At 61.5% G+C, this 22,905-nt stretch carries 19 protein-coding genes; 6 read left to right on the top strand and 13 right to left on the bottom strand.

All coding sequences use genetic code 11. The features are described 5' to 3' along the window. Nucleotides 1-162: 162 nt before the first annotated feature. From HX801_RS19060 to HX801_RS19035, 6 genes are read right to left on the bottom strand one after another with little or no spacing between them, the layout of a single operon-like run. Complete coding sequence (locus tag HX801_RS19060) at nucleotides 163-1,833, bottom strand: acyl-CoA synthetase family protein (RefSeq protein ID WP_177022518.1); 1,671 nt, start codon at nucleotides 1,831-1,833, stop codon at nucleotides 163-165. After that, nucleotides 1,830-2,375, bottom strand: coding sequence for a hypothetical protein (locus tag HX801_RS19055; RefSeq protein ID WP_177022517.1), 546 nt, complete (start codon nucleotides 2,373-2,375; stop codon nucleotides 1,830-1,832). The genes HX801_RS19060 and HX801_RS19055 overlap by 4 nt, the downstream gene beginning before the upstream one ends. Continuing rightward, nucleotides 2,372-2,626 (bottom strand): acyl carrier protein, encoded by a 255-nt coding sequence (locus tag HX801_RS19050; RefSeq protein ID WP_003209389.1) that lies wholly within the window; start codon nucleotides 2,624-2,626, stop codon nucleotides 2,372-2,374. Before HX801_RS19050 ends, HX801_RS19055 begins: the two co-directional genes overlap by 4 nt. Nucleotides 2,627-2,635: 9 nt before the next feature. After that, complete coding sequence (locus tag HX801_RS19045) at nucleotides 2,636-2,905, bottom strand: phosphopantetheine-binding protein (RefSeq protein WP_008439197.1); 270 nt, start codon at nucleotides 2,903-2,905, stop codon at nucleotides 2,636-2,638. Beyond that, nucleotides 2,883-3,695 carry a 1-acyl-sn-glycerol-3-phosphate acyltransferase gene (locus HX801_RS19040; protein ID WP_008439194.1) on the bottom strand — a complete coding sequence of 271 codons (813 nt, stop codon included), beginning with the start codon at nucleotides 3,693-3,695 and terminating at the stop codon, nucleotides 2,883-2,885. Before HX801_RS19040 ends, HX801_RS19045 begins: the two co-directional genes overlap by 23 nt. Beyond that, nucleotides 3,671-4,393: a beta-ketoacyl synthase chain length factor gene (locus HX801_RS19035; RefSeq protein WP_177022516.1), complete on the bottom strand. Its 723-nt coding sequence runs from the start codon at nucleotides 4,391-4,393 to the stop codon at nucleotides 3,671-3,673. Before HX801_RS19035 ends, HX801_RS19040 begins: the two co-directional genes overlap by 25 nt. Nucleotides 4,394-4,741: 348 nt before the next feature. On the opposite strand from HX801_RS19035, the gene HX801_RS19030 reads away from it, so the two are divergent. Next, nucleotides 4,742-5,512, top strand: a complete 771-nt coding sequence (locus HX801_RS19030; protein ID WP_003209397.1) for a ParA family protein — start codon at nucleotides 4,742-4,744, stop codon at nucleotides 5,510-5,512. A 441-nt stretch (nucleotides 5,513-5,953) separates the two neighbouring features. After that, nucleotides 5,954-6,202 (top strand): DUF6124 family protein, encoded by a 249-nt coding sequence (locus HX801_RS19025; RefSeq protein ID WP_177022515.1) that lies wholly within the window; start codon nucleotides 5,954-5,956, stop codon nucleotides 6,200-6,202. On the opposite strand, the gene trxC is transcribed toward HX801_RS19025, so the two are convergent. Beyond that, the gene (trxC, locus tag HX801_RS19020; RefSeq protein WP_177022514.1) at nucleotides 6,190-6,624 is read right to left on the bottom strand and encodes a thioredoxin TrxC; all 435 of its coding nucleotides are present in this window, start codon (nucleotides 6,622-6,624) and stop codon (nucleotides 6,190-6,192) included. The genes HX801_RS19025 and trxC overlap by 13 nt on opposite strands. Nucleotides 6,625-6,859: 235 nt before the next feature. Here trxC and HX801_RS19015 point away from each other — a divergent pair, with 235 nt between their 5' ends. Together HX801_RS19015 and HX801_RS19010 are read left to right on the top strand one after the other, a co-directional pair. Further along, entirely contained in the window at nucleotides 6,860-7,156 is a 297-nt protein-coding gene (locus HX801_RS19015) for a type II toxin-antitoxin system HigB family toxin (RefSeq protein WP_177022513.1), read from the top strand. Then, nucleotides 7,153-7,554, top strand: coding sequence for a type II toxin-antitoxin system HigA family antitoxin (locus tag HX801_RS19010; protein ID WP_134325620.1), 402 nt, complete (start codon nucleotides 7,153-7,155; stop codon nucleotides 7,552-7,554). Before HX801_RS19015 ends, HX801_RS19010 begins: the two co-directional genes overlap by 4 nt. 6 nt (nucleotides 7,555-7,560) lie before the next feature. On the opposite strand, the gene selO is transcribed toward HX801_RS19010, so the two are convergent. From selO to HX801_RS18990, 4 genes are all read right to left on the bottom strand, one after another. After that, nucleotides 7,561-9,024, bottom strand: coding sequence for a protein adenylyltransferase SelO (gene selO / locus HX801_RS19005; RefSeq protein ID WP_177022512.1), 1,464 nt, complete (start codon nucleotides 9,022-9,024; stop codon nucleotides 7,561-7,563). 50 nt (nucleotides 9,025-9,074) lie between these two features. Beyond that, complete coding sequence (gene mscK, locus HX801_RS19000; protein ID WP_008439184.1) at nucleotides 9,075-12,425, bottom strand: mechanosensitive channel MscK; 3,351 nt, start codon at nucleotides 12,423-12,425, stop codon at nucleotides 9,075-9,077. A 70-nt stretch (nucleotides 12,426-12,495) separates the two neighbouring features. Next, nucleotides 12,496-14,238, bottom strand: coding sequence for a potassium/proton antiporter (locus tag HX801_RS18995; RefSeq protein WP_003209410.1), 1,743 nt, complete (start codon nucleotides 14,236-14,238; stop codon nucleotides 12,496-12,498). A 234-nt stretch (nucleotides 14,239-14,472) separates the two neighbouring features. Then, a complete protein-coding gene (locus HX801_RS18990; RefSeq protein WP_023659353.1) occupies nucleotides 14,473-16,098 on the bottom strand; it encodes a methyl-accepting chemotaxis protein in 1,626 nt (541 codons plus the stop codon). Nucleotides 16,099-16,375: 277 nt separating this feature from the next. Here HX801_RS18990 and HX801_RS18985 point away from each other — a divergent pair, with 277 nt between their 5' ends. Together HX801_RS18985 and HX801_RS18980 are read left to right on the top strand one after the other, a co-directional pair. Beyond that, complete coding sequence (locus HX801_RS18985) at nucleotides 16,376-16,606, top strand: hypothetical protein (RefSeq protein WP_003209413.1); 231 nt, start codon at nucleotides 16,376-16,378, stop codon at nucleotides 16,604-16,606. After that, nucleotides 16,603-16,896, top strand: coding sequence for a cell division protein ZapA (locus HX801_RS18980; RefSeq protein WP_003209415.1), 294 nt, complete (start codon nucleotides 16,603-16,605; stop codon nucleotides 16,894-16,896). The genes HX801_RS18985 and HX801_RS18980 overlap by 4 nt, the downstream gene beginning before the upstream one ends. Here HX801_RS18980 and HX801_RS18975 read toward each other — a convergent pair. Both HX801_RS18975 and putA read right to left on the bottom strand, forming a co-directional pair. Continuing rightward, nucleotides 16,893-18,695: an acyl-CoA dehydrogenase gene (locus HX801_RS18975; protein ID WP_177022511.1), complete on the bottom strand. Its 1,803-nt coding sequence runs from the start codon at nucleotides 18,693-18,695 to the stop codon at nucleotides 16,893-16,895. The two genes, HX801_RS18980 and HX801_RS18975, sit on opposite strands and share 4 nt — an antisense overlap. 229 nt (nucleotides 18,696-18,924) lie before the next feature. After that, nucleotides 18,925-22,878 (bottom strand): trifunctional transcriptional regulator/proline dehydrogenase/L-glutamate gamma-semialdehyde dehydrogenase, encoded by a 3,954-nt coding sequence (gene putA, locus HX801_RS18970; RefSeq protein ID WP_134325624.1) that lies wholly within the window; start codon nucleotides 22,876-22,878, stop codon nucleotides 18,925-18,927. Between the last annotated feature and the right edge of the window lie 27 nt (nucleotides 22,879-22,905).

The following is a 22,905-nucleotide window of genomic DNA, read 5'->3' as shown; positions in this document are numbered from 1 at the left end:
GTACCCCATTGGCACAAGCACTTCGTGTGGCGAGGGAGCTTGCTCCCGCTGGGCTGCGAAGCAGCCCCAACACAGGCGACCGAGACCTGCCTGATAAACCACAGTGCCTGGGTTGGGAGTGCTGCGCACTCCAGCGGGAGCAAGCTCCCTCGCCACAAAAGCTTAATCACTGACCCTCTCCAGCACGATCCGCCCACTGGAGCAGGCGGCCGCCTCATTGCGGTAGGCGAAGTACAACTTGCCGCGCTCCTGATCGAACCGCAGGTGCAGTTCGATCCGGTCATCCGGGCGTACCAGTTGCTGGAACTTGAGCACTTCCATCCCGGCGAACGGCCCCGGCAGCTTGAGCAGTTGCTGGCCCAGGCTCAGCGCCCAATCCACTTGCACCACGCCCGGTAGCACCGGGGTTTGCGGGAAGTGGCCGCTGAAGTAGGCGAGGTCCGGCGGGATCGCCAGTTGCAGGGTCCATTCACCGTTGGCTTCGACTTGTTCCAGTACTTCCGGGGCTTTCGGGCGCGGTGCCAGCAGCAGGGCTTCGACGTCGGCCTGGGGCAGCTTGCCTTGGGTGTTCAGCGGCAATTGGCGCAACAGGCGCCAGCGGCGGGGCAGGGCCAGGGCTTCGCAGTGTTGGCTCAAGTGCTGGCGCAGGGTTTGGGTGACGGTGCGTCGGCCCTGGTTACGCAGGGCATGCAAGCCGTCTGCGCTGAGCACCACGAGGGCGCCGAGGGAGGCGCGGTTTTCCTGCACCACGCCCAGGCGCGTTTCGGCGACCCAGGCATGGTCCATCAGCGCTTGTTCGAGCATCGGCAGGGAGATGCGTTTTTCCTCCAGCTTGACGATGCGGTCCAGGCGGCCGAGCAATTCGAAGCGGCCGTCGGCGTGGATGGTGGCGGCGTCGGCGGTCTGTTCGACATGGCCGGCGGGCAGGTATGGCGAGGCGATGCGCAAGGCGCCGTCGGCGTCCTGGCTCAGTTGCACGTCGGCAAACGGCTGCCACGGTTGTTCGCCCTGGCGCCAGGCGATACCACCGGTTTCCGAGCTGCCGAGGATTTCCGTCGGCCATTGCTGCAGGCGCTGATGCAGGCTGCCGGCGGCCTCAAGGGGCAAGGCGCCGCCGGAGGAAAACACCCGTTTGACCGGTGTAAGCGCTGGCCAGTCGAGGTTGTCACCCATGCGCTTGAGGAGCGCCGGGCTGGCGACCCAGGCAAATTGCGCATGCTCGCGGCTGGCGCGCTGCAAGTCCTCGGGAAATGCCAACTGTTGGCGCACAAAGGTGCGCCCGGCACACAACGGCCACAGCACCCGAAACAGCAAGCCATAGATATGCTGGGTGGCGACGCTGCCGATGATGCACGCCTCGCCCAGGTCGGCGCCCCACAGGGTTTCCAGCGCCTGGACTTCATTGGCCATCTGCCGCAGGGTTTTGTCGATGCGCTTGGGTTCGCCGCTGGAGCCGGAGGTGCACAGGCTCAGGCAGCAGGCGTCCAGGTCCAGGGCCGCGGCGCTTAATGGCGCTTGATACAGCGCATCCAGGTCGCCAGCTTTGGTCAGCCAGGCATCGACGACATCATCCCAGCGTTGGCGCGTTTGTGGTTGCAGGTCAGCGGGCAACAACACGCTGACGCCTGCTCGCCATGCACCCAGCAGCGCGATCGCCAGCAAGCCGGCATCTTCCAGGTACACCGCCAGGCGCTGGATGCCCCGGGCTTGCAACCCGGCGGCCAGGCTCAGGGACTTCTCCCACAAGTGTGGGTGATCCAGGGCAGGTTCGGTGGTCACCAAACGCTGCTCCACAGGCTCAAGCAGCAAGTGCTCAAGATTCAACCAATTCATACGCGGCCTCGAACCCTTTGTCGTACCAGCCATTCCACGGCAAACAACAGCCCCATCAGCCCGTAGGCGATCATGCCGTTGTACAACGTCCACCAGCTCAGCGGCGCCCACAGGGTGAGGGCGGCGGCGAGCAGGCCGTTACACAGGAAAAATACACTCCACACCACGGTGACCTTGCGGGTATACACAATCGCTTTTTCGGGCAGTTGCGGCTCGCTCATGCGCGCCAGGCGCTCGACCATCGGCGGCCCGTATTTCAGGCTCAGGCCGAACAGTGCCAGCATGAAGGCGCTGACCAGGCTCGGGTACCAGCGCAGCATCTGCGGGTTGTCGAACCAGGCGAGCAGCAGACAAAAGACAATGATCGCCGCCGCCATCCAGCGGCTGCCCGGGCGCCTGGCGCCGGTCAGGGCGCGCAACAGCCACAGGCTGCCCAGCAGCAGGCCAAATTGCCACGGGGCAAAATGCTCAGTGCCGTAATACACCGCAAAAGGGTACAGCAGCCCCGCCAGCAACAGGCCAAGGCCGATCAGCCGGCTCATGCGGCCGGTTGAACCAGACGGTAGACCGCCTCGACCACGTCATTCACGGTACGCACGGCCTTGAACTCTTCGGCGGCGATTTTCTTGCCGGTCTGGCGCTTGATGTGGTCGATCAGGTCCACTGCATCAATGCTGTCGATTTCCAGGTCCTGGTACAGGTTGGCGTCGAGCGTGACGCGTTCCGGTTCCAGTTCAAACAGTTCCACCAGGGCGTCGCGCAAGGTGTTGAAAATATCGTCACGAGTTTGCATGGTACGGTCTCAAGCTGCCTGTCGGGCCGTGACGAACGCCGCGAGGCTGGCCACGTTGGTGAAGTGATTGCGGGTGTCCTTGGCGTCGGCATCGATCTTGATGCCGTACTTTTTCTGGATCGCCAGGCCCAATTCCAGGGCGTCGACTGAATCCAGGCCAAGGCCTTCGCCGAACAGGGTTTGCTCGTTGCCGATGTCGCTCTCGCTGATGTCTTCCAGGCCCAGGGCCTCGATGATCAGCGTTTTTATGTCGTGCTCAAGGCGGTGTTGGTCGCTCATCTTCGGCGAGCTCCTTAATAAAATACTGGTGCAGGTAATCGTTGAGCTTGCGTGATGCCTGGGGCGCGGGCCCTTGTGCGGCAAACGCCTGTGGTTCTATATCGGCACCCACGCGCAAACTGAAGTGAAAGCGGCGATTCGGGATGCGATACCAGGGTTCGGCCTTGGTCAGTGTGGTGGGGCTGACCTTGATCACTACCGGAGTGATGATGCTCGCACCGCGCAGGGCAATGGCGGCGGCGCCGCGATGAAAGGTCGGTGCCTGGCCCGGTGAGGTGCGGGTGCCTTCCGGGAAAATGATCAGGGTCTGGCCGTCCCGTAGGGCATCGGCGGCGGCGTCGAGCATGTCGGCGCTGCCGTCGTTGCTGATGTAGCCGGCGTCGCGCACCGGGCCTCGGGTGAAGGGGTTCTGCCACAGGCTCTGCTTGACCACGCAGTTGGTCTGGCGCATCTGGGCGATCAGGAACACCACATCCACCAGCGATGGGTGGTTGGCGATGATCATCTGGCCCGGGCGGCCGAGCTTTTCCGCGCCTTCGACGCTGTAGGTCAGGATGCCCAGGCGCATCATCATGCGGATAAACAACCAGAACAGGCAGCTGATGGTGTGGCGGGCGCGTCGCTGATGCTGTTTGGCATCACCCGGCAGGCAACTGAGCAGCGGAAACACCAGGACACGCAGGCACAGGCCGCCGAGGCCAAACAGGGCGAAGGCGGTGGCAGTGGCGAACAGGCGCCAGTAGTAGGCCTTCCGGGGCTTTTCGGTCAGGACTTGCGTTGCCAGTTCCATACTCGGTTCTTCCAGGCATGTTGGCAGGCGCCCTCTTCGTTCAGCAGGGTGCGCAGCAGGTTCAGGGCGTGGGGCCACTGGGCTTTGGTGGTGGGTTGGACAGCGGCTGTATTCAGTTCCAGCTGCCACTCGTCGCCCGGTGTCAGCAGCAGGCCGAGGGCGTAGGGGAAGGGCACGTCCTCGATCCAGCGCGCATAGGCTTCGGGGGGCTGTTCCTCGGTAATGATCAGCAATACAGCCGGTGCGCCTTCATTGAGCAGGGCAGCGGCTTCGAGCATGCCGTGCTCCAGGCCATCGCCGGCGGCGGCGAGGGCGGTCATTTCACTGGTTTCATTGCGCAGGATCGACCACAGGCCAATCACCGCGTTATGCACCGACAGGCTGAACTGGGTCGGCGACAGGGGCTCGTCGTTGGCCAGGTCGCTGAGAATATCGAGGGTGCGTGGGGTTTCGCCGTGACGGGAAACAAACACCAATGGCAACTGTTGCAAGCCTTCGGCCAGGGGCCAGCCCACACTGAAGGCCATGCGCGCCAGGCGGCTCAGGCGCCGGCGCTGCATGGCCGGCAGGAAGGACACATCGGGTGCCGCGTCGGTGCGGGCGAGCAATGTCGGCTGCCGGCACCAGGTGCGCCAGTCGTCCGCGCTTTCGAGCCCGGGAGCCCAGGCGCGCCATTGGGCGATGTTGAAATTGATCACTGAGAAGTTATCCCGCCCCTGCGGGCTTCCTTGTGCGGCCATTGGCCCCGAATACCGGGACAGGGTGCAATCGCCGAATGGCGCGCATTATCCCGGTGCTGCGGGGTTCTAGCAAACTTTGGTAAAGAATTGTTCACGGATGATTACAAATTCGCTGGAAAGAATTACCGATTGTCCATCATGCAGGTAGGGCAGCAGGTGTCAGGCAATTCCTGCTTTGTCGGACAGACGGGAAATTGTTATGCGAGATAGAGCCTCTGATGCTGTAGTACAGGAACAAACGAGGTAGCTAACGGGCGCTTTTGCCCTCTACACTCGGGTCATTCATTGATACACGGAGGTTTTTCCATGCGGCGCGTGGTGTTCAACCAAAAAGGCGGTGTTGGCAAGTCCAGCATTGCCTGCAACCTGGCGGCGGTCAGCGCCAGCGAAGGCTATCGAACCCTGTTGGTGGACCTCGATGCCCAGGCTAACTCTACCCAGTACCTCACCGGGCTGACCGGCGACGATATCCCCATGGGAATCGCCGACTTCTTCAAGCAAACCCTGTCTTCCGGGCCGTTTTCGAAGAAAAACCAGGTGGATATCTACGAAACCCCGTTCGACAACCTGCACGTCATCACCGCCACCGCGGAACTGGCAGACCTGCAGCCCAAGCTCGAGGCCAAGCACAAGATCAACAAGCTGCGAAAGCTGCTGGATGAATTGAGCGAGGACTACGACCGGATCTACCTGGATACGCCGCCGGCGTTGAACTTTTATGCCGTTTCAGCGCTGATTGCCGCTGATCGCGTGCTGATCCCCTTCGATTGCGACAGCTTCTCCCGCCAGGCGCTGTATGGCCTGCTGGCAGAGATTGAAGAATTGAAGGAAGACCACAACGAAGGGCTGGAAGTGGAAGGCATCGTGGTCAACCAGTTCCAGGCCCGGGCGAGCCTGCCGCAGCAGATGCTGGATGAATTGATTGCCGAAGGTTTGCCGGTACTGCCGGTGTACCTCACCAGTTCGGTGCGCATGCGTGAATCGCACCAGGCGAACATGCCGCTGATCCACCTGGACCCACGGCACAAGCTGACACAGCAGTTTGTGGAATTGCATAACTTGCTGGAAAACGCGTGATTTAGCAGGCAACACATCACCCATGTGGGAGCGGGCTTGCTCGCGAATGCGGTGGATCAGTCGAATTCTCTATTGACTGACTCACCGCATTCGCGAGCAAGCCCGCTCCCACATTTGGTCTTTGTTTCTACAGGGAAATCGTCGTCTTGCGCCGTTGCCTACAGTTACGCCAGAATCCGCCGGCTTGTGCGTCTGGATGGGCGTCTCTAAGGTTGCTCGGTCGCTGAATTCTCAGTGATCGGGTTTAGTAGCCCGAGTGTTTGTCGTTAAGTGCATAAGCTTCATCTTTCAGGCGCTGAGTCTGTGCTTGATGGTAGCTGTGCGTAGGGCGTCTTCGGGCGCGCCGGCTTCGACATTTCCCGGTCTACTAACCTGCGTACAGCTGCCACCCTAATTCGTTTAGTAGCGATCAGATGGCGGCTCCAATCAGGAATGTCGACCATGTTTAAAGCTACTCCAAATCCCCTGTCGTACCTTTTTACAGTCAGCCCCGGCCAAGCCACCGAAACCCTGATCCTCAATACCTACGAAACCTTCTCCTCAGTCACCACCCTCTTGCTCGACCTTTCCGACGACCTCACCGGCAAGCAGCGCGATGTCGCGTTGGCCATTCATCAGTTGAGCGAATTGGGCGTATTGCTGATGGGGCAGGTGATGGACCGGGGCGTCCCGCTACCTCAAACGCCCTGACTGCGCAGCCAGCTCATCAACTGCGGTAACGGAAACGCACCGCTCTGACGCGCCACTTCCCGGCCATTCTTGAACAGGATCAGGCTGGGAATCGAGCGAATCCCCAACTGAGCGGATAACTGCTGATTGGCCTCGCTATCGAGCTTGGCCAATCGGCACTTCCCGGCCAACTGCCCGGCGGCCTGCTCAAACACCGGCGCAAACGACTTGCACGGCCCGCACCATTCGGCCCACACGTCCACCAGCAACGGCAGGTCGCCCTTGAACTGGCTGGCGTAATCGCCCTGTTTCAGCTCAAAGGGTTTGCTTAACAGCACCGGTTGCTTGCAGCGCCCGCATTTAGGCGCATCGCCCAGGCGTTCATTGGGGATGCGGTTAAGACCGTTGCAGTGGGGGCAGGGGATTACTAGAGAGTCGGACATGCTGGGCTCCGTGAAAGTGGCCAATGGGTTCTATTTGGAGCCGGGAAGGGTGTTTATCAAGGTTCGACGCTAGTGACGTACGCGTTCACATTTTTGGTGGTGACTTCTATCGCGGCGTATCTAGGCTGTTGAAGGGTGCTTGGAATTGCGCCACTGGTCCGCCAAGGAATATCGCAGATTGCGATATTTTTTCGGGAAGACTAACCTTCATAGCAAGATGCGATAAGGATGTTGCATGCGAGTGATCAGCGAAAAAAGGATATGGGAAGCGAAAGAAAGATGGCCGCATTCAGCCACGGCACTGGATGAGTGGTATCGCAGAATGAAACGCAACAGTCCCGCCGACTTTGCGTCGATGAAAGGAATGTTCCCTGCAACAGACAAAGTCGGGCAGTTCCATGTGTTTGACATCTGGGGCAATAAGCTGAGGTTGATTGCTTTCGTGCATTACCAAGTACAACGAATTTATATCAAGTACCTGTTCGATCACCGTGAATATGAGCAAGGTAAATGGAAGGAGAAAATCAGATGAGCGCACTCATCAGGCAGGCTGCCGAACACTGGCAATTTGTTTCGTCATTGCTGCGCAAGCCAAGAAACGAGGCGGACTACGATACCTTGGTCAGCGCCCTCGACGAATTGCTGGACCTGATAGGCGAAGATGAATCCAGCCCGCTCATGAGCCTGGTGGATATCCTCAGTGACTGGATCGAGGCCTACGATCTCGAGCACCGGCCGATGCCCGTTGCCAGTGGCGTTGAAGTGCTACGTTCAATGATGCGAGAGCATGGCTTGACCCAAAGTGATCTCCCGGGCGTTGGTGCGCAGTCGGTTGTCTCTGAAGTACTTAGTGGCAAACGCCAGCTCAACCTGCGGCAGATTCGTTGGCTGGCGGAGCGCTTTGGGGTTTCAGTGGAGACCTTTATCTAGGTCGCGCTATGAAGAACAACTAATCTCCAAATGCTTCCCCCAATCCGGCGGCCGCTGGGCGTATTGTTCCATCCCCGGCTGCTCTTCAAACGGTTTGGTCAGCACTTCATGCAGCCGGCGCACTTCGCTGTAATCCCCAAGCTCCGCCGCCTGGATGGCGTTCTGCGCCAAATAGTTGCGCAGGATATAAAGCGGATTCACCTCATGCATCCGCTCACGTCGCTGTTCTTCTGTGCCGCTGGCGTCGCGCTCTACGCGGGCTTTGTACAGGTCCGCCCACTCATCAAACCCCTTGAGGTCGACAAAGTCGTCGCGCAACCGCGCCACGGCCAATGCGGCGGATTCATCCCCCAGCCGGCGGAAGAACAGGGTGTAGTCGACGCCGCTGTTCTGCATCAGTTGCAGCAGGCGCTCCACCAGTTTCTGGTCGTCATCTTCGGCGGTGGTGAGGCCCAGTCGGCGGCGCATCAGGTCCAGGTAGTGGGCCTGGAACAACGGCAGATACAGCCCCAGCGTTTCCCGCAGCGCCTCGACGCTGATAAACGGCGTCAACGCCTGGGCCAGTGCGCTCAGGTTCCACTGCCCGATCGGCACCTGGTTGCTGAAGGAATAACGCCCTTCATGGTCGGAGTGGTTGCAGACGAACTGCGCGTCGAAATCGTCCAAAAATGCAAACGGCCCGAAGTCGAAGGTGATGCCGAGGATCGACATGTTGTCGGTGTTCATCACTCCATGGCAGAACCCATAGGCCTGCCACTTGGCGATCAACTCGGCATTACGCTCGACGATTTCGCGGAACATCGCCAGGTACGGCTCGGGCTGTTCCATGCATTCCGGGAAGTGCAGGGACAGCACGTGCTCCGCCAATTGCTTCTGCAATTCAGGCTTCTTGGTGTAGTAGAAATATTCGAAATGCCCAAAGCGCACGTGGCTGTGGGCCAGGCGCAGCACCATGGCGGCGCGCTCCTGTTTCTCGCGCCACACCGGCGTGGTGGAACCGATCACACACAGCGCACGACTGCTGGGAATGCCCAGCGCATGCAGTGCTTCCGACGCCAGAAACTCCCGGATCGACGAGCGCAACACCGCACGACCATCGCCCATGCGCGAGTACGGGGTTTGCCCGGCACCCTTGAGGTGCAGGTCCCAATGCTCGCCGGCCTGGTTGTACACCTCGCCCAGCAACAATCCGCGGCCATCCCCCAGTTGCGGGTTGTACGAGCCAAACTGATGCCCGGAATAGATCATCGCCCGCGGCTCGGCCTCGGCCCACAGCTTGTGCCCGCCGAACAGCTCGGCAAATACCGGTGTTTCGGCCACGGCGGGGTCGAGATCCAGCAGCGCCATGGCTGCCTCGCTCGCCACCACTAAACGCGGTTCGTCGATGGGCTCGGGCAGCACATGGGTTGAGAAGCCGTCGCCCAGGCGGGCGAAGCGGTTGTCGAAGGTCAGTTCGTCGAGGGCTTTCAACGGCCATCTCCTGAGCAGAATGTCCGACCATTCTGCTGGGGAGAGCGCGTTTAGTCGAGTTTGGCGGGCGGCGGCTCGGGCAGGTCCTGGTCCTGGGCGGGCGGCAGGATGGTCCGGTTTTCTTCTTCCACCGGCACCAGCTTGTATTCCTGGCCATGCAGGTTCTTCAGGTAAACCTCCATCTGCCGGAACGAGATGTTGATGTGGTGGTTCTTGAACTCGCGGTTGATGAAGCGGTTGACCTCATCGATCACCGGGTTGCGGTCGCCCAGGTCCCGTACATGCATGCGCAGTTCGTGATCGAGGGTGCTTTCACCGAAGTTGAGGAAGTACACGTGGGGCGCCGGGTCTTTCAGCACGCGTGGGTTTTCGGCGGCGGCCTTGAGCAGCAATTCCTTCACCAGGTCCAGGTCCGAGCCGTAGTCCACGCCCAGTTTCAGGGTAACCCGGGTGATGGTGTCGGTCAGCGACCAGTTGATCAGTTGCCCGGTGATGAACGTTTTGTTCGGGACAATGATGTCCTTGCGGTCGAAGTCAGTGATGGTGGTGGCGCGGATGCGGATCTTGCTCACCGTGCCCGACAGGTTGCCGATGGTGATGGTGTCGCCGATCCGTACCGGGCGCTCGAACAGGATCATGATGCCGGAGATGAAGTTGGCGAAGATTTCCTGCATCCCGAAACCCAACCCCACCGACAGCGCGGCCACCAGCCATTGCAACTTGTCCCAGCTCACGCCGAGGGTCGACAGGGTGGAGACAAACCCGACGCCGGCAATCACATAGGACAGCAAGGTGGTGGTGGCGTAGGCGCTGCCCTGGGCCAGGTCGAGCTTGGACAGCACCAACACTTCCAGCAGGCCGGGCAGGTTGCGCGCCAGGGCGAAGGTGATGCCGATGATGATCAGGGCGCCGAGCAAGTCGCCGATGCTGATGGGCACCATGCTGATATTGGCGCCGGTGCCGCTGGTGTATTCGTAGAGGGTGACGTTGTCCAGGTAGGAAAACACCGAGATCAAGTCGGACCACACCCAGTACAACGCAGCGATAAAGCCGCCCAGCAGCGCCAGGCGAATCAGGCGCATCGACTGTTCGTTGACCTGTTCGATGTCCAGGGTCGGCTCTTCGATCACTGCTTCACCCTCACCGGCTTCCTTGGCGGCCTGGCGTTTGGCCAGGGCCCGCGCATAGGCCAGGCGCCGTGCCGCAACACCCAGGCCACGTACGAAGGTGGCTTCGATCACCAGCCAGAACATCAGCAGGTACAAGGTGTTGATCAGCCGGTCGCTGAGCTTGAGGGCGGTGTAGTAGTAGCCAAAACATACGGCGATAAACAGCGCCACCGGCAGTGCCGTAAACACCAGGCCCACGGCCTTGCGAAACAGCGAGGCTTTTTCATGAGTCGGGCTGTTGAGCAGCAGGCGCCCGAGCAGCCACGCCATCAGTGCGTAGCAGGTCAGTACCACACCGATGCCCAGCACATCGTCGGCCAGCGCTGCCGGCTGATGTTCGGCGATGGCCACCACGGCCACCAACGCCAGTACCACGAGCCCGAGCTTGCGTACCCAGCCCTGGAGGAATTCGACCTGGGGTTTTTCCCAGCGGAAGTGCAATTCGGCGACGCCGCCAGGCGCGAGGATCCGATACGCGGTGTAGAACACCAGCCACGCCTGGGCGATCTGCAGCAGGGCGGCGCCGAGGTTGGCGTTTTGCCCGCGGGCGTCGATCTGCAACGCATAGCCGCAGAGTGCCAGGCCCAGGGCCACCGGCATCGCCAGCGCGATATTCACCAGGATCGCCACCGGCGTGTGCCACTGGCTGTCGCGTTTGAAGTGGCCGATGTCCATATGGATTTTTTTCAGCCGGGCATACAGGTAGCTGCGACGCCACAGCAGCGCGCCGATCAACAACAGCAGGGGCAGGAACAGCAGCGGGCGCTGGGTCAGGCCGTCATACAGCTCGCTGACGCTGGAGGCCCACGGCAGGGTATTGACCTGTTTGCTCAGGTGCGCCGGTACGGTTTCCAGCCATTCGGTATCCAGCGGCTTGTTGCTGGGAATCCAGAACATCTGTTCGTCGAGGGTCGCCCGCAAGGTGGTGGCGGTGCTCAGCAGTTGTTTCTGGTTCAGTTGCAGGGTGATGGATTCGTTGAGCAGTGCGCTCAGTTCCCGGCTCAAGCGTTCCAGCAGGTCGCTGCGGGTGATCGCCAGTTCCAGCAGGGTGCGCCGCAGTTGTGGCGTCACCTGGTCGGCCGGCTGGTTGGCCAGCAAGCTGTCGACGTAGGTGCTCGGGGTGCTGATCAGTTCGCGCTGTTGATTGACCTCGAACTGGTACAGGCGAATGTTGGCGATGTCATCCGCCAGGTCGCGGTCCACGGTCAGGCGCGGGAGGGCCTGCTTCTGTTTGTAGAGGATCTTGGACAGCAACAGGCTGCCCTTGAGCACGTTGATCTGCTCGTCCAGCGCCGAGTCGCTTTGGGTCACGCTGTCCAGTTGCTGCTTGGTTTGCAGGTTTTTCTGGGTCAGCTCGTTGAGCCGGTCAGTGCTTTTGAGCAGGTAGTCGGACAGTTTCAGGTTGGCCGCGCTTTCCGTGGCGAGCAGGCTGCTGCCACCGGCCTTCTGGGCTTCGATGGACTGCTGGGTCACGGTTTCCTGGGACTGGGCCAGGCGTTTCTGGTTGATCAGGGTTTGCAGGTCCTGGATTTCCTGCTCCAGGCGCGCGGTCTTTTCCAGCACCAGGTCGTGCTGGCTGTTGCCCAGGTCTTGCAGTTGGCTGTTGCCGGCCAGTTCCTGGCGGCGCAGGGGAATCAGCGCGTTGAGGGCGGCCAACTCGGCGTTCAGCTGGTTGCGCTGGTCACCGCTGAGGGTCTTGCCGTTGTCCTTGCCTGCCTTGAGAGTCGCGTTGATCTGCTGGATACGTGTCTGGCTGCTGCTGATTTCGGTCTGGGCGCGCTCGGGACGGGTTTGGGCCGCGATGGTCAGGCTGTTGGCGTCGGCCAGTTCCTTTTGCAGGTCGCCTTGCTGGGTGGTGCGCTGCACCAGCAGTTGTTCAAGTTGCGGCACCGGCAAGGTGGCGTAGCGCTGGGCGACCGGAATCACCTTGGTGGCCTTGAGGCGGGTCAGTTCGCGCTGGTTGTCGACGGTCTGGCGCGGCGCGTCTTCGAGCTGGCGCTTGAGGTCCACCAGGCGCTGCTGGTAGTCCTGCTGGTTGCCCAGGAAGGTGAGCGTTTGCTGCAGGATGCTTTGCAGCGCCTTCATGTCGGCGTCGGGCAGCTTGCGGTCCGGCAGCTTGTCCAGGGTTTGCTGGACGGAATCGATGCTGGGCGGGTCGGCCGCGTGTACGGTGCCGACGCAGAGAGTCAGGCCCAGCAGGGCAGTGGCGAGAAAAGTGCGCAGGGTTGTCATAGAGACCGGTCGAGCAAGGTGAAAAATAGGGGGCGTCCCGACATCGACTGGCGCGCCGTCGCCCCGCAGTTTAGAGGAAGAGTCCGGGGCCCGGGCGACTTCCTTCGGGGAATCTGACGCCGACTTTGCCGATCTTGTTCCCGTCCATGACCGCGACGGTCCAAATGGTGTTGTTCCATTCCACCTGGTCGCCGACGACCGGCGCACCGCCGACTTTCTGGGTGATGAAACGACTCAGTGGCATGTCCGGGTCGATGCCCTCGAGCTTGAGCCCGTACAGGGCCGAAACCGCGCCCAGCTGGGCGTCGCCTTCCAGGACGAAGTCACCGAAGAAGCGCAGGTCGAGGCCCCGTTGTGGTGCCTGGCTGAACAGTTTGCCGAGGGCCGGCAAGTTGTGTTCATGGCCGATTACGCACAGCAAATCATCGACTTCGAGCACCGTACTACCCGACGGATGGAGCAGTTGCTGGCCACGAAACAGCGCGGCGATCCGCGTGCCTTCGGGCATTTTCAGCTCCCGCAGGGCGGCGCCGATGCACCATTTTTCGGCGCCCAGGCGGTAGACGAACAGCTCCCACTCGCTGGTGACGTGCACTTCCAGGGCCGCCCGGGAAATCGGCGCCGGCTCTGGCGGTACCGTCACTTTCAACAGTTTGGCGACCCACGGCAGGCTCGTACCCTGCACCAGCAACGACACCAGCACGATAAAGAACGCCAGGTTGAAGTACAGCTGCGCGTGGGGCAGGCCGGCCATCAGCGGGAACACCGCCAGAATGATCGGCACCGCACCGCGCAGGCCGACCCAGGCGATAAAGGCTTTCTCTCGGCCATGGAAGGCCTTGAACGGCAAGAGGCCGACGATAACCGACAGCGGCCGTGCGAAGAGAATCATCCACAGCGCCAGGCCCAGGGCCGGCAGCGCGATGGGCAGCAAATCATGGGGCGTGACCAGCAGGCCCAGCACCAGGAACATGCCGATCTGCGCGAGCCAGGCCATGCCGTCGAGCATATGCAAAATGCCATGCCGGCTGCGCACCGGGCGGTTGCCGATCACCAGGCCGCACAGGTACACCGCGAGGAAGCCGCTGCCGTGCAGGGCGTTGGTCAGGGCGAACACGAAAAGGCCGCCGGAAATCACCAGGATCGGGTACAGGCCGTTGGCCAGGTTGATCCGGTTGACCATCTGCAGCATCAACCAGCCGCCGCCCAGGCCGATGATGCCGCCGATGCCGAACTCGCGGATCAGGTGGCCCAGGAGGCTCCAGTGCAGGCCGGTCTGGCCGCTGGCGAGCATGTCGATCAGGGTGACGGTGAGGAACACCGCCATCGGGTCGTTGCTGCCGGATTCGATTTCCAGGCTGGCGGTGACCCGTTCGTTCAGGCCTTTGCCGCCCAGCAGCGAGAACACCGCTGCGGCGTCCGTGGAGCCGACGATGGCGCCGATCAGCAGGCCTTGAATGATGTTGAGGTTGAACAGCCAGGCGGCTGCCATGCCGGTGAGGCCGGTGGTGATCAGCACCCCGACCGTCGCCAGGGACAACGCAGGCCAGAGGGCTACACGGAAACTGGCTACCCGCGTTCGCAGTCCGCCGTCGAGCAGGATCACGGCCAGGGCGAGGTTGCCCACGAGGTAGGCAGTCGGGTAGTTATCGAAGATGATGCCGCCGCCGTCGACGCCGGCGATCATGCCCACGGCCAGGATGATTACCAGGATCGGAATCCCCAGGCGGGACGAAAGAGAACTCACCAGAATGCTCGCACCTACCAGCAACGCGCCGATCAAGAACAGGCTGTTGATGGTCGTCGCATTCAAAGGCAGTACTCCATGAGCAGGAAAGACGAGGCGCAAACTGACCATGCAGTCTGCGTGCCAGCGATTCTAACCTGTTGAATTGCTGTGCTGTCAAAAAGGTTTTGAATGGCTGGCGCATATTCAATGTGGGAGCGGGCTTGCTCGCGAAAGCGGTGTGTCAGTCGCCTTATGCGTATCTGATCCACCGCATTCGCGAGCAAGCCCGCTCCCACATTTTTAGCCCTGCGGTATCCGTTAAAGCCTGAACCGCCCCACCATCCCGTTCAAATCCACCGCCAACCGCGACAGCTCACTGCTCGCCGCACTGGTCTGGCTGGCGCCGGTCGCCGACTGCACCGACAAGTCACGAATATTCACCAGGTTGCGATCCACTTCCCGCGCCACCTGCGCCTGCTCTTCAGCGGCACTGGCGATCACCAGGTTGCGCTCGTTGATTTCAACGATGGCAGTGTTGATGGTGTCCAGCGACATCCCCGCACCCTTGGCGATGTTCAACGTCGATTCCGCCCGCTCGGTGCTGTTGCGCATCGAATCCACTGCATGCTCGGTACCGGCCTGAATGCTGCCGATCATCCGCTCGATTTCGCTGGTGGACTGTTGGGTGCGATGGGCCAGGGCCCGCACTTCATCCGCCACGACCGCAAATCCACGCCCGGCTTCACCGGCACGCGCCGCTTCAATCGCGGCGTTCAGGGCCAGCAGGTTGGTCTGGTCAGCCAAACCACGAATCACGTCCAGCACCTTGCCGATGTCCCGGGACTCTTCCGCCAGGTTGCCGATCAAGGTGGCAGTGGCTTGCACGTCGCTGCTCATGCGTTCAATGGCGCTGACGGTTTCCTGCACCAAATCACGTCCATCGCCCGCAGACGACGTGGCGTTCTTCGAGGCTTCGGAAGTGCTGACCGCGTTGCGGGCCACTTCTTCAACCGCGCTGGTCATCTCGTTCACCGCCGTGGCGGCCTGTTCGATTTCGTTGTTTTGCTGGGTCAGGCCACGGGCGCTTTCGTCGGTCACGGCATTCAGCTCTTCCGCTGCGGAGGCCAATTGGGTGGCCGAGCCGGAAATGCGCTGCAAGGTGTCCTTCAATTTGTCCTGCATCTTGGCCATTGCCAACAGTAGTCGGCCGGCTTCGTCGTTGCCTTCCACCTTGATCGGGCGCGTCAGGTTGCCTTCGGCGATTTCCTCGGCGGCATCCAGGGCCTGGGCGATCGGCAGGGTGATGCTGCGGGTCAGCAACCAGGCGAACAGCATGGTCAGCGCCGTGGCGAGGATCAGCAGGATCACCACCAGCTCAAACGCCATGTCGTACTGGTCGGCGGCTTGCTGGTTGGTGGCCAGCGCCATCTTGTTGTTGATGTCCAGCAGGCGGTTCAGTACGGCGTTGACCTGATCCGAGTTGTTCAGCAGCTCGGTATTCAGCAGCGTGCGCAGCTCTTCCACCTGATTGGCCCGTGACAGGCTCTTCATGCGCTCTTCAATCTGATGGTACTGGGCCAGCAGACGCACGTATTCGTCGTAGGCAGCACGTTCTTCGCTGCTGTCGATCAACTTCTCGTAGACCGCCTGGGCCGTACGAATCTGCTGATTGCGCACGTCAAAAGACTCAAGGGTCTTTTGCTGGACGTCAGGCTCGCGGTTGGTCAGCAGGCGATACGACAGCACCCGCAGGCGCAGGGTCAGTTGAGTGAACTCGTCCAGGGCGCGAATGCTCGGCACGCTGCTAAGGGTGATGTCTTCCGTCGCCGCACGGATCTTGCTCATCTGGTTCAGGGCGAACACACCGAGAAACAACATCAGCGCGCCAATCAACGCGAAGCCGAGAAAGGCCCGCGGCGCGATATTCATATTACGAAGAGACATGTTGTGATCCTGGGGAGAAGCGCGATCCATGCGGGGTTTGAGCGGGGTGTCCATGACCTATCGGTCATACGACTAAAGTCTTGAGGGGGTGCGCGCTTTTGTCGCAGATCGGGGCGGGCCGACGGGATTCAGGAACCAGATGCCATAAATGCAGTCACTAAGGCTCGAAAGCGTGGCCTGCCCTGTAAAATCAAGGCCCCGCGCCAGGGATAACCCTGGCATCCGAGGTGAATTTTCTTTATCGTCACCGCCCTTTGAAAAAGCCCGAGAAATCAAAATGTTAGAAGCATCCCTCAGCCAATTGGAACAACTGGTCAGCGACCTGGTACAGCAGAACCAGGATCTACTGGGCACCAACGAATCCCTCAAGGCCGAACTGGCTCGCGCCAAGGATGAAAACGACAGCTTGCAGCTGAACCTGATGGAACAGGAAGAAAAGCAGGGCGCCACCGCTGCCCGTATCCAGGCGTTGGTTGAGCGTGTGAGCGCAGGTCCTGTCAGCGCATGAATGAAGGGATAAAGGTCGTTTCGATTCTCGGTGAGGATTACTCGATCAAGGCACCGGAGGGGGAAGACAACACCCTGATGAGCGCCGTGACGATGCTCAAGGCATCCTTGGCCACCACCAAGAAAAAGTACCCGACGCTGATCGGTGACAAGCTATTGGTGCTGGCGGCGCTGAACCTGTGCGCCGAGCAGATCGAAATGCAAAAGCACCACCAGCAGGAACTCGACCGTTACCAAGAGCAAGTCAGCGCCACGGTCGAGGTGATTTCCAAGGCAATCGGAACGCCTTAGAACCACTCATCCTGCATCCCCAGGCACGTGTCATCGCGTGCCTCGAGAATCGCCAGTTCATGATGGCAGCCCGGTATTTCCCACGTCAGGAAGTACCGGGCGGCCTGGAGCTTGCCCTTATAGAAGGCGACATCGGCAGCATTGCCCCTGGCCAGCCCTTCCTCGGCGCGAATTGCCTGTTCCAGCCAGCGCCAGCCGATCACCGTATGCCCGAACACCTTCAGGTACAGCGCCGAATTCGCCAGGCTGCTGTTGACCTTGCCCTGGGCGAGATCCGTCAACAGGCCGAGGGTGACCTCTTGCAGGCGCACCACCAGTTGTTCCAGCGGTTCCCGCAAGGCATTCAGCGACGGATACTCCTGTGCCCGTGCGCCGGTCTCGGCGATCAGGCGGATCAGTTGCTTCAAGCCCGCACCGCCGTTCTGCGCCAGCTTGCGCCCGAGCAAGTCCAGCGACTGAATGCCGTGGGTGCCTTCATGGATCGGGTTCAGACGGTTGTCGCGGTAGTACTGCTCCACCGGGTATTCGCGGGTATAGCCGTGGCCGCCGAGTATCTGGATCGCCAGTTCGTTGGCCTTCAGGCAAAACTCCGATGGCCAGGATTTGACGATCGGCGTCAGCAGGTCCAGCAGTTCGTGGGCCTGTTTGCGCGCAGCTTCGGTTTCCAGGGTGGTGGTGTCGTCGAACAGGCGCGCGGCGTACAAGCCAAGGTCGAAGGCGCCTTCCACGTAGGCTTTTTGGGTCAACAGCATGCGTTTGATATCGGCGTGCTGGATGATCGACACCGGCGCGGTGTTGGGATTCTTGCTGTCGGGCAAGCGGCCTTGCGGACGTTCACGGGCATATTCCAGGGAATACAGGTAGCCGGCGTAACCCAGCATCACCGCGCCCATGCCCACGCCGATCCGCGCTTCGTTCATCATCTGGAACATGCAACTCAGGCCCTGATGCGGCTGGCCCACCAGGTAGCCGACGCACTCGCCGTTATCGCCGAAATTCAACGCGGTCGAGGTGGTGCCACGCCAGCCCATCTTGTGAAACAGCCCGGCCAGCAGCACATCGTTGCGCTTGCCCAGGCTGCCGTCGTCGTTGACCAGGAACTTGGGCACGATAAACAGCGAAATGCCCTTCACCCCGGCAGGTGCGTCCGGCAGCTTGGCCAGCACCATGTGCACGATGTTCTCCGACAGCGAGTGATCTCCGCCGGAGATGAAGATCTTGTTGCCCTTGAGGCGGTAGCTGCCGTCAGCCGCCGGCTCTGCGCGGGTACGAATATCCGACAGCGATGAGCCCGCGTGGGGCTCGGTCAGCGCCATGGTGCCAAAGAAGCGGCCTTCGATCATCGGTTGCAGGAAGCGTTGTTTCTGCTCCTCGGTGCCGAAGCTCTCGATCAGGTTGGCGGCGCCCATGGTCAGGAACGGGTAGGACGTGGATGCGGCGTTGGCCGACTGGAAGTGGGCGAAACACGCCTGGGAGAGCAGGGTGGGCAGTTGCATGCCACCGGCTTCGAAGCTGCGGGCGGCGTTGAGAAAACCGGCTTCGAGGAAGGCATCTACCGCCGGTTTCACCTCGGGAATCAGAATCGCCTGACCGTTTTCGTAGCGGGGCTCGTTCTCGTCGCCCTTGCGGTTATGCGGGGCGAAGAACTTCTCGGCAATGCTGCGGGCGGTGCCGATGGCGGCGTCGAAGGTTTCACGGTTGTGTTCGGCAAACCGCTCGCGCTGGGTCAGGCCCTCGGCATCGAGGACTTCGTACAGCTCGAAAGCCAGATTGCGGGAACTGAGCAGCGTCTCGGACATGGCGGCTTACCTGTGTGGGAATGGGCCTGAGTCTAAGTGCGCAAATAGAGGCTGGATAGCAAGATTGATCTGGGTGATGGAGGGGCAAAACAACAGCGGTGAGTTGCAAACACGGTCAGTGTGGGAGCGGGCTTGCTCGCGAATGCGGTGGATCAGTCAGTACATCTGGCGACTGACACTGCGCATTCGCGAGCAAGCCCGCTCCCACATTTTGACCGCGTTTCGTCAGTTAGCCGATAGTCATCAGGCTGGCGTTACCGCCCGCCGCAGCAGTGTTGACGCTCAACGCCCGCTCGATCACCAGGCGCTCCAGGGCAATCCCGGTTTCGCCCGAAGACAAACCGTGAACCCCGACAATCGCCCCGCCACGCTTGGCCACTTGCTGGCAAACCCCGCGCAGTTGGTCGGAATCACCGTGATGCAGCACGGCATCAAACACGGTTTCATCCTTGGTCCAGTCAGCCACCCGCGTGATCTTCGCCTGAATATCCTTCGGCAAGCGTGCGAACACGGCCTTGGTCAATTCAGTTTCCGGCCATACCGCCGAGCCGCCGACTGCCAGCACGGCCGCCAGTTGCGTCAGCAGGTCGCCTTCCACTTCCGCCAGGCACAACACGTGCTCGCGGGGCAGGATGGCATAGCTGTTGCGCTCGCCGGTCGGGCCGGCCAGTTGGCGGGTGATACCGCTTTGGGATTGCGCGGCGAACTGCACGCACAGGGCGCTCAAGTCGCTGAGCTTGCTGCTGTCGGCCCAGGCTTTCAGGGCGGTCAGCGGCTTGCTCATGGCATCCCGCAGGCGAACATCCGGTGCGGCCAGTGCATCACCACGAACGAAGGATTGCTCGATGGCGTCCGTAGGACGGGTCGACAGCAGACGGTACAGATACAGCGGGCCGCCAGCTTTCGGGCCAGTGCCCGACAAGCCTTCGCCACCGAACGGCTGCACGCCGACCACGGCGCCCACGATGTTGCGGTTAACGTAGACGTTACCGGCATGGACGTTGTCGATCACCTTGGCGATGGTCTCGTCGATGCGGGTGTGCACGCCCAGGGTCAGGCCATAGCCGGAGGCATTGATCTGGCCGATAAGCTGGTCGATCTCTTTGCGCTTGTAGCGCACCACGTGCAGCACCGGGCCGAAGATCTCCCGTTGCAGTTCGTCGAAGCTTTCCAGTTCGATCAGGGTTGGCATCACGAAGGTGCCGCGCTTGATCTCTTCGCTATCGGCAATGGCGACCTGGTAAACGTTGCGGCCTTTGTCGCGCATGGCCTGGATATGTTTCTCGATGCCAGCCTTGGCTTCGGCGTCGATCACCGGGCCGATATCCACCGACAGGCGCTCCGGGTTGCCGAGGCGGCATTCAGCCATGGCACCTTTAAGCATTTCGATGACGCGGTCAGCGGAATCTTCCTGCAAGCACAGTACGCGCAGGGCCGAGCAACGTTGGCCGGCACTGTCGAAGGCCGAGGACACTACGTCGATCACCACTTGTTCGGTGAGCGCCGAGGAGTCGACGATCATTGCGTTCTGGCCACCGGTTTCGGCGATCAGCGGAATCGGACGACCCTGTGCATCCAGACGGCCGGCGACACTGCGTTGCAGCAAGCGCGCAACCTCGGTGGAGCCGGTGAACATCACCCCCTTGACGCGATCATCACCCACCAGGCGCGCACCGACGGTTTCGCCCTGGCCCGGCAGCAGTTGCAGCACGCCTTCCGGAATCCCGGCTTCCAGCAGCAGGCGCACGGCTTGTGCGGCCACCAGCGGTGTTTGCTCGGCAGGCTTGGCCAGTACCGGGTTGCCGGCGGCCAGTGCAGCGGCGACCTGGCCACTGAAGATCGCCAGCGGGAAGTTCCACGGGCTGATGCACACCACCGGGCCCAGCGGGCGGTGAGCGTCGTTGGTGAAATCGTTGCGAGCCTGCACCGCGTAGTAACGCAGGAAGTCCACGGCTTCACGCACTTCGGCGATGGCGTTGGCGAAGGTCTTGCCGGCTTCGCGGGCCAGCAGGCCCATCAGCGGCTGGATCTCGCCTTCCATCAGGTCGGCGGCACGTTCCAGGATCGCGGCGCGTTCGGCGGGCGGGGTGGCCTGCCAGATTGGCGCAGCGTTCAGGGCGCACTGGATGGCGTTGTCGACGTCTTCGACAGTTGCTTCCTGTACGTGGCCGACGACGTCACGCAGATCCGACGGGTTCAACACCGGTGCAGCCGCTTCATTGCTGGAAGCGCAACCGAGCATCGGCGCGGCTTTCCAGTTGTTATGCGCGGTAGCCAGCAAGGCGCAGGACAGCGACGCCAGGCGGTGTTCGTTGGCCAGGTCGATACCGGCGGAGTTGGCGCGCTCGGCACCATACAGGTCACGCGGCAGCGGGATACGCGGGTGCGGCAGGCCGAAGCCGCCTTCCAGCGTCGCCATCTGCTCGATGCTGGCCACTGGATCGGCCACCAGCTCCTGGATCGAGATGGATTGGTCGGCAATACGGTTGACGAACGAGGTGTTGGCGCCGTTTTCCAGCAAGCGACGCACCAGGTAAGCCAGCAGTGTTTCGTGGGTGCCGACGGGTGCGTACACGCGGCACGGACGGTTCAGCTTGCCTTCGGAGACCTTGCCTACAACCTGCTCGTACAGAGGCTCGCCCATGCCGTGCAGGCATTGGAACTCGTACTGGCCGGGGTAATAGTTCTGACCGGCAATATGGTAAATCGCCGACAAGGTGTGAGCGTTGTGGGTGGCGAACTGCGGGTAGATAACTTCCGGTACCGAAAGCAGTTTGCGTGCACAGGCAATGTAGGAGACGTCGGTGTACACCTTGCGGGTGTACACCGGATAGCCTTCCAGGCCTTCGACCTGGGCGCGCTTGATTTCGCTGTCCCAGTACGCGCCTTTTACCAGGCGGATCATCAGGCGGTGGCGGCTGCGGCGTGCCAGGTCGATCACGTAGTCGATCACATACGGGCAACGCTTCTGGTAAGCCTGGATCACGAAACCGATGCCGTTCCAGCCGGTCAGTTGCGGCTCGAAGCACAGGCGTTCCAGCAGGTCGAGGGACAGCTCCAGGCGATCGGCTTCTTCGGCGTCGATGTTCAGGCCGATGTCGTACTGCTTGGCCAGCAGGGTCAGCGACAGCAGGCGCGGGTACAACTCGTCCATCACCCGCTCGTACTGCGCACGGCTGTAACGCGGGTGCAGCGCCGAGAGCTTGATGGAAATGCCCGGGCCTTCATAAATCCCGCGACCGTGGGACGCCTTGCCGATCGAGTGGATGGCTTGTTCGTACGAGGCCAGGTACTTCTGGGCGTCATGTTCGGTGAGTGCGGCTTCACCGAGCATGTCGTAGGAATAGCGGAAGCCCTTGGCTTCGAACTTGCTCGCATTGGCCAGGGCTTCGGCGATGGTTTCGCCGGTGACGAACTGCTCGCCCATCAGGCGCATGGCCATGTCGACGCCCTTGCGGATCATCGGCTCGCCGCTCTTGCCGATGATGCGGCTCAGGGATGAGGTCAGGCCGGCTTCGTTGTGGGTCGCGACCAGTTTGCCGGTCAGCAACAGGCCCCAGGTGGCGGCGTTGACGAACAGCGACGGGCTGTTGCCCAGGTGCGGGTGCCAGTTGCCGGTGCTGATCTTGTCGCGGATCAGTGCGTCGCGGGTGCCCTTGTCGGGGATGCGCAGCAGCGCTTCGGCGAGGCACATCAGCGCTACGCCTTCCTGGGACGACAGGGAGAATTCCTGCAGCAGGCCCTGGACGATGCCTGCACGGCCGCCGGCGCTTTTCTGATTGCGCAGTTTCTCGGCGATCGAAGAGGCGAGCTTGTTGGTGGCCTCGGCCATTGCCGCGGGCAGGCGAGCCTGCTCGATCAGCATCGGCACCACTTCCGGCTCCGGGCGACGGTAGGCGGCGGTGATCGAGGCGCGCAGTACCGATTGCGGCAGGATGCTTTCGGCAAATTCCAGGAAGCACTGGTGGGCGTGGTCGGTCTGGACCTCGCCGGCTTCTTCCGCGTCCTTGCTGCCCAGGCCGTTGAGCTCGGCCAGGGTTGCACCACCCTCGAGTTTCTCCAGGTAATTGAAAATCGCCTGCTTGATCAGCCAGTGCGGCGTGCGATCAATGGAGGTCGCGGCCGCCTTCAGGCGCTCGCGGGTCGGGTCGTCAAGTTTGACCCCAAGGGTGGTCGTAGCCATCTTTTTATCCTCATGGGTGCCACTACT

Source organism: Pseudomonas sp. G1002 (assembly GCF_013385455.1).
In the GTDB taxonomy this organism is placed as follows: Bacteria; Pseudomonadota; Gammaproteobacteria; order Pseudomonadales; family Pseudomonadaceae; genus Aquipseudomonas.
This window is presented reverse-complemented; position numbering and strand designations above follow the sequence as displayed.

Excerpts from the sequence above, each read along its gene's own strand:
- HX801_RS19015 (WP_177022513.1), top strand. The coding sequence starts at position 6,860 with ATGCGAGTGATCAGCGAAAAAAGGATATGGGAAGCGAAAGAAAGATGG.
- HX801_RS19060 (WP_177022518.1), bottom strand. The coding sequence starts at position 1,833 with ATGAATTGGTTGAATCTTGAGCACTTGCTGCTTGAGCCTGTGGAGCAG.
- HX801_RS18980 (WP_003209415.1), top strand. The coding sequence starts at position 16,603 with ATGAATGAAGGGATAAAGGTCGTTTCGATTCTCGGTGAGGATTACTCG.
- HX801_RS19030 (WP_003209397.1), top strand. The coding sequence starts at position 4,742 with ATGCGGCGCGTGGTGTTCAACCAAAAAGGCGGTGTTGGCAAGTCCAGC.
- HX801_RS18985 (WP_003209413.1), top strand. The coding sequence starts at position 16,376 with ATGTTAGAAGCATCCCTCAGCCAATTGGAACAACTGGTCAGCGACCTG.
- HX801_RS19045 (WP_008439197.1), bottom strand. The coding sequence starts at position 2,905 with ATGAGCGACCAACACCGCCTTGAGCACGACATAAAAACGCTGATCATC.
- putA (WP_134325624.1), bottom strand. The coding sequence starts at position 22,878 with ATGGCTACGACCACCCTTGGGGTCAAACTTGACGACCCGACCCGCGAG.
- trxC (WP_177022514.1), bottom strand. The coding sequence starts at position 6,624 with ATGTCCGACTCTCTAGTAATCCCCTGCCCCCACTGCAACGGTCTTAAC.
- HX801_RS19050 (WP_003209389.1), bottom strand. The coding sequence starts at position 2,626 with ATGCAAACTCGTGACGATATTTTCAACACCTTGCGCGACGCCCTGGTG.
- HX801_RS18975 (WP_177022511.1), bottom strand. The coding sequence starts at position 18,695 with ATGTCCGAGACGCTGCTCAGTTCCCGCAATCTGGCTTTCGAGCTGTAC.
- HX801_RS19040 (WP_008439194.1), bottom strand. The coding sequence starts at position 3,695 with ATGGAACTGGCAACGCAAGTCCTGACCGAAAAGCCCCGGAAGGCCTAC.
- HX801_RS18990 (WP_023659353.1), bottom strand. The coding sequence starts at position 16,098 with ATGTCTCTTCGTAATATGAATATCGCGCCGCGGGCCTTTCTCGGCTTC.
- mscK (WP_008439184.1), bottom strand. The coding sequence starts at position 12,425 with ATGACAACCCTGCGCACTTTTCTCGCCACTGCCCTGCTGGGCCTGACT.
- HX801_RS19055 (WP_177022517.1), bottom strand. The coding sequence starts at position 2,375 with ATGAGCCGGCTGATCGGCCTTGGCCTGTTGCTGGCGGGGCTGCTGTAC.
- HX801_RS19025 (WP_177022515.1), top strand. The coding sequence starts at position 5,954 with ATGTTTAAAGCTACTCCAAATCCCCTGTCGTACCTTTTTACAGTCAGC.
- HX801_RS19010 (WP_134325620.1), top strand. The coding sequence starts at position 7,153 with ATGAGCGCACTCATCAGGCAGGCTGCCGAACACTGGCAATTTGTTTCG.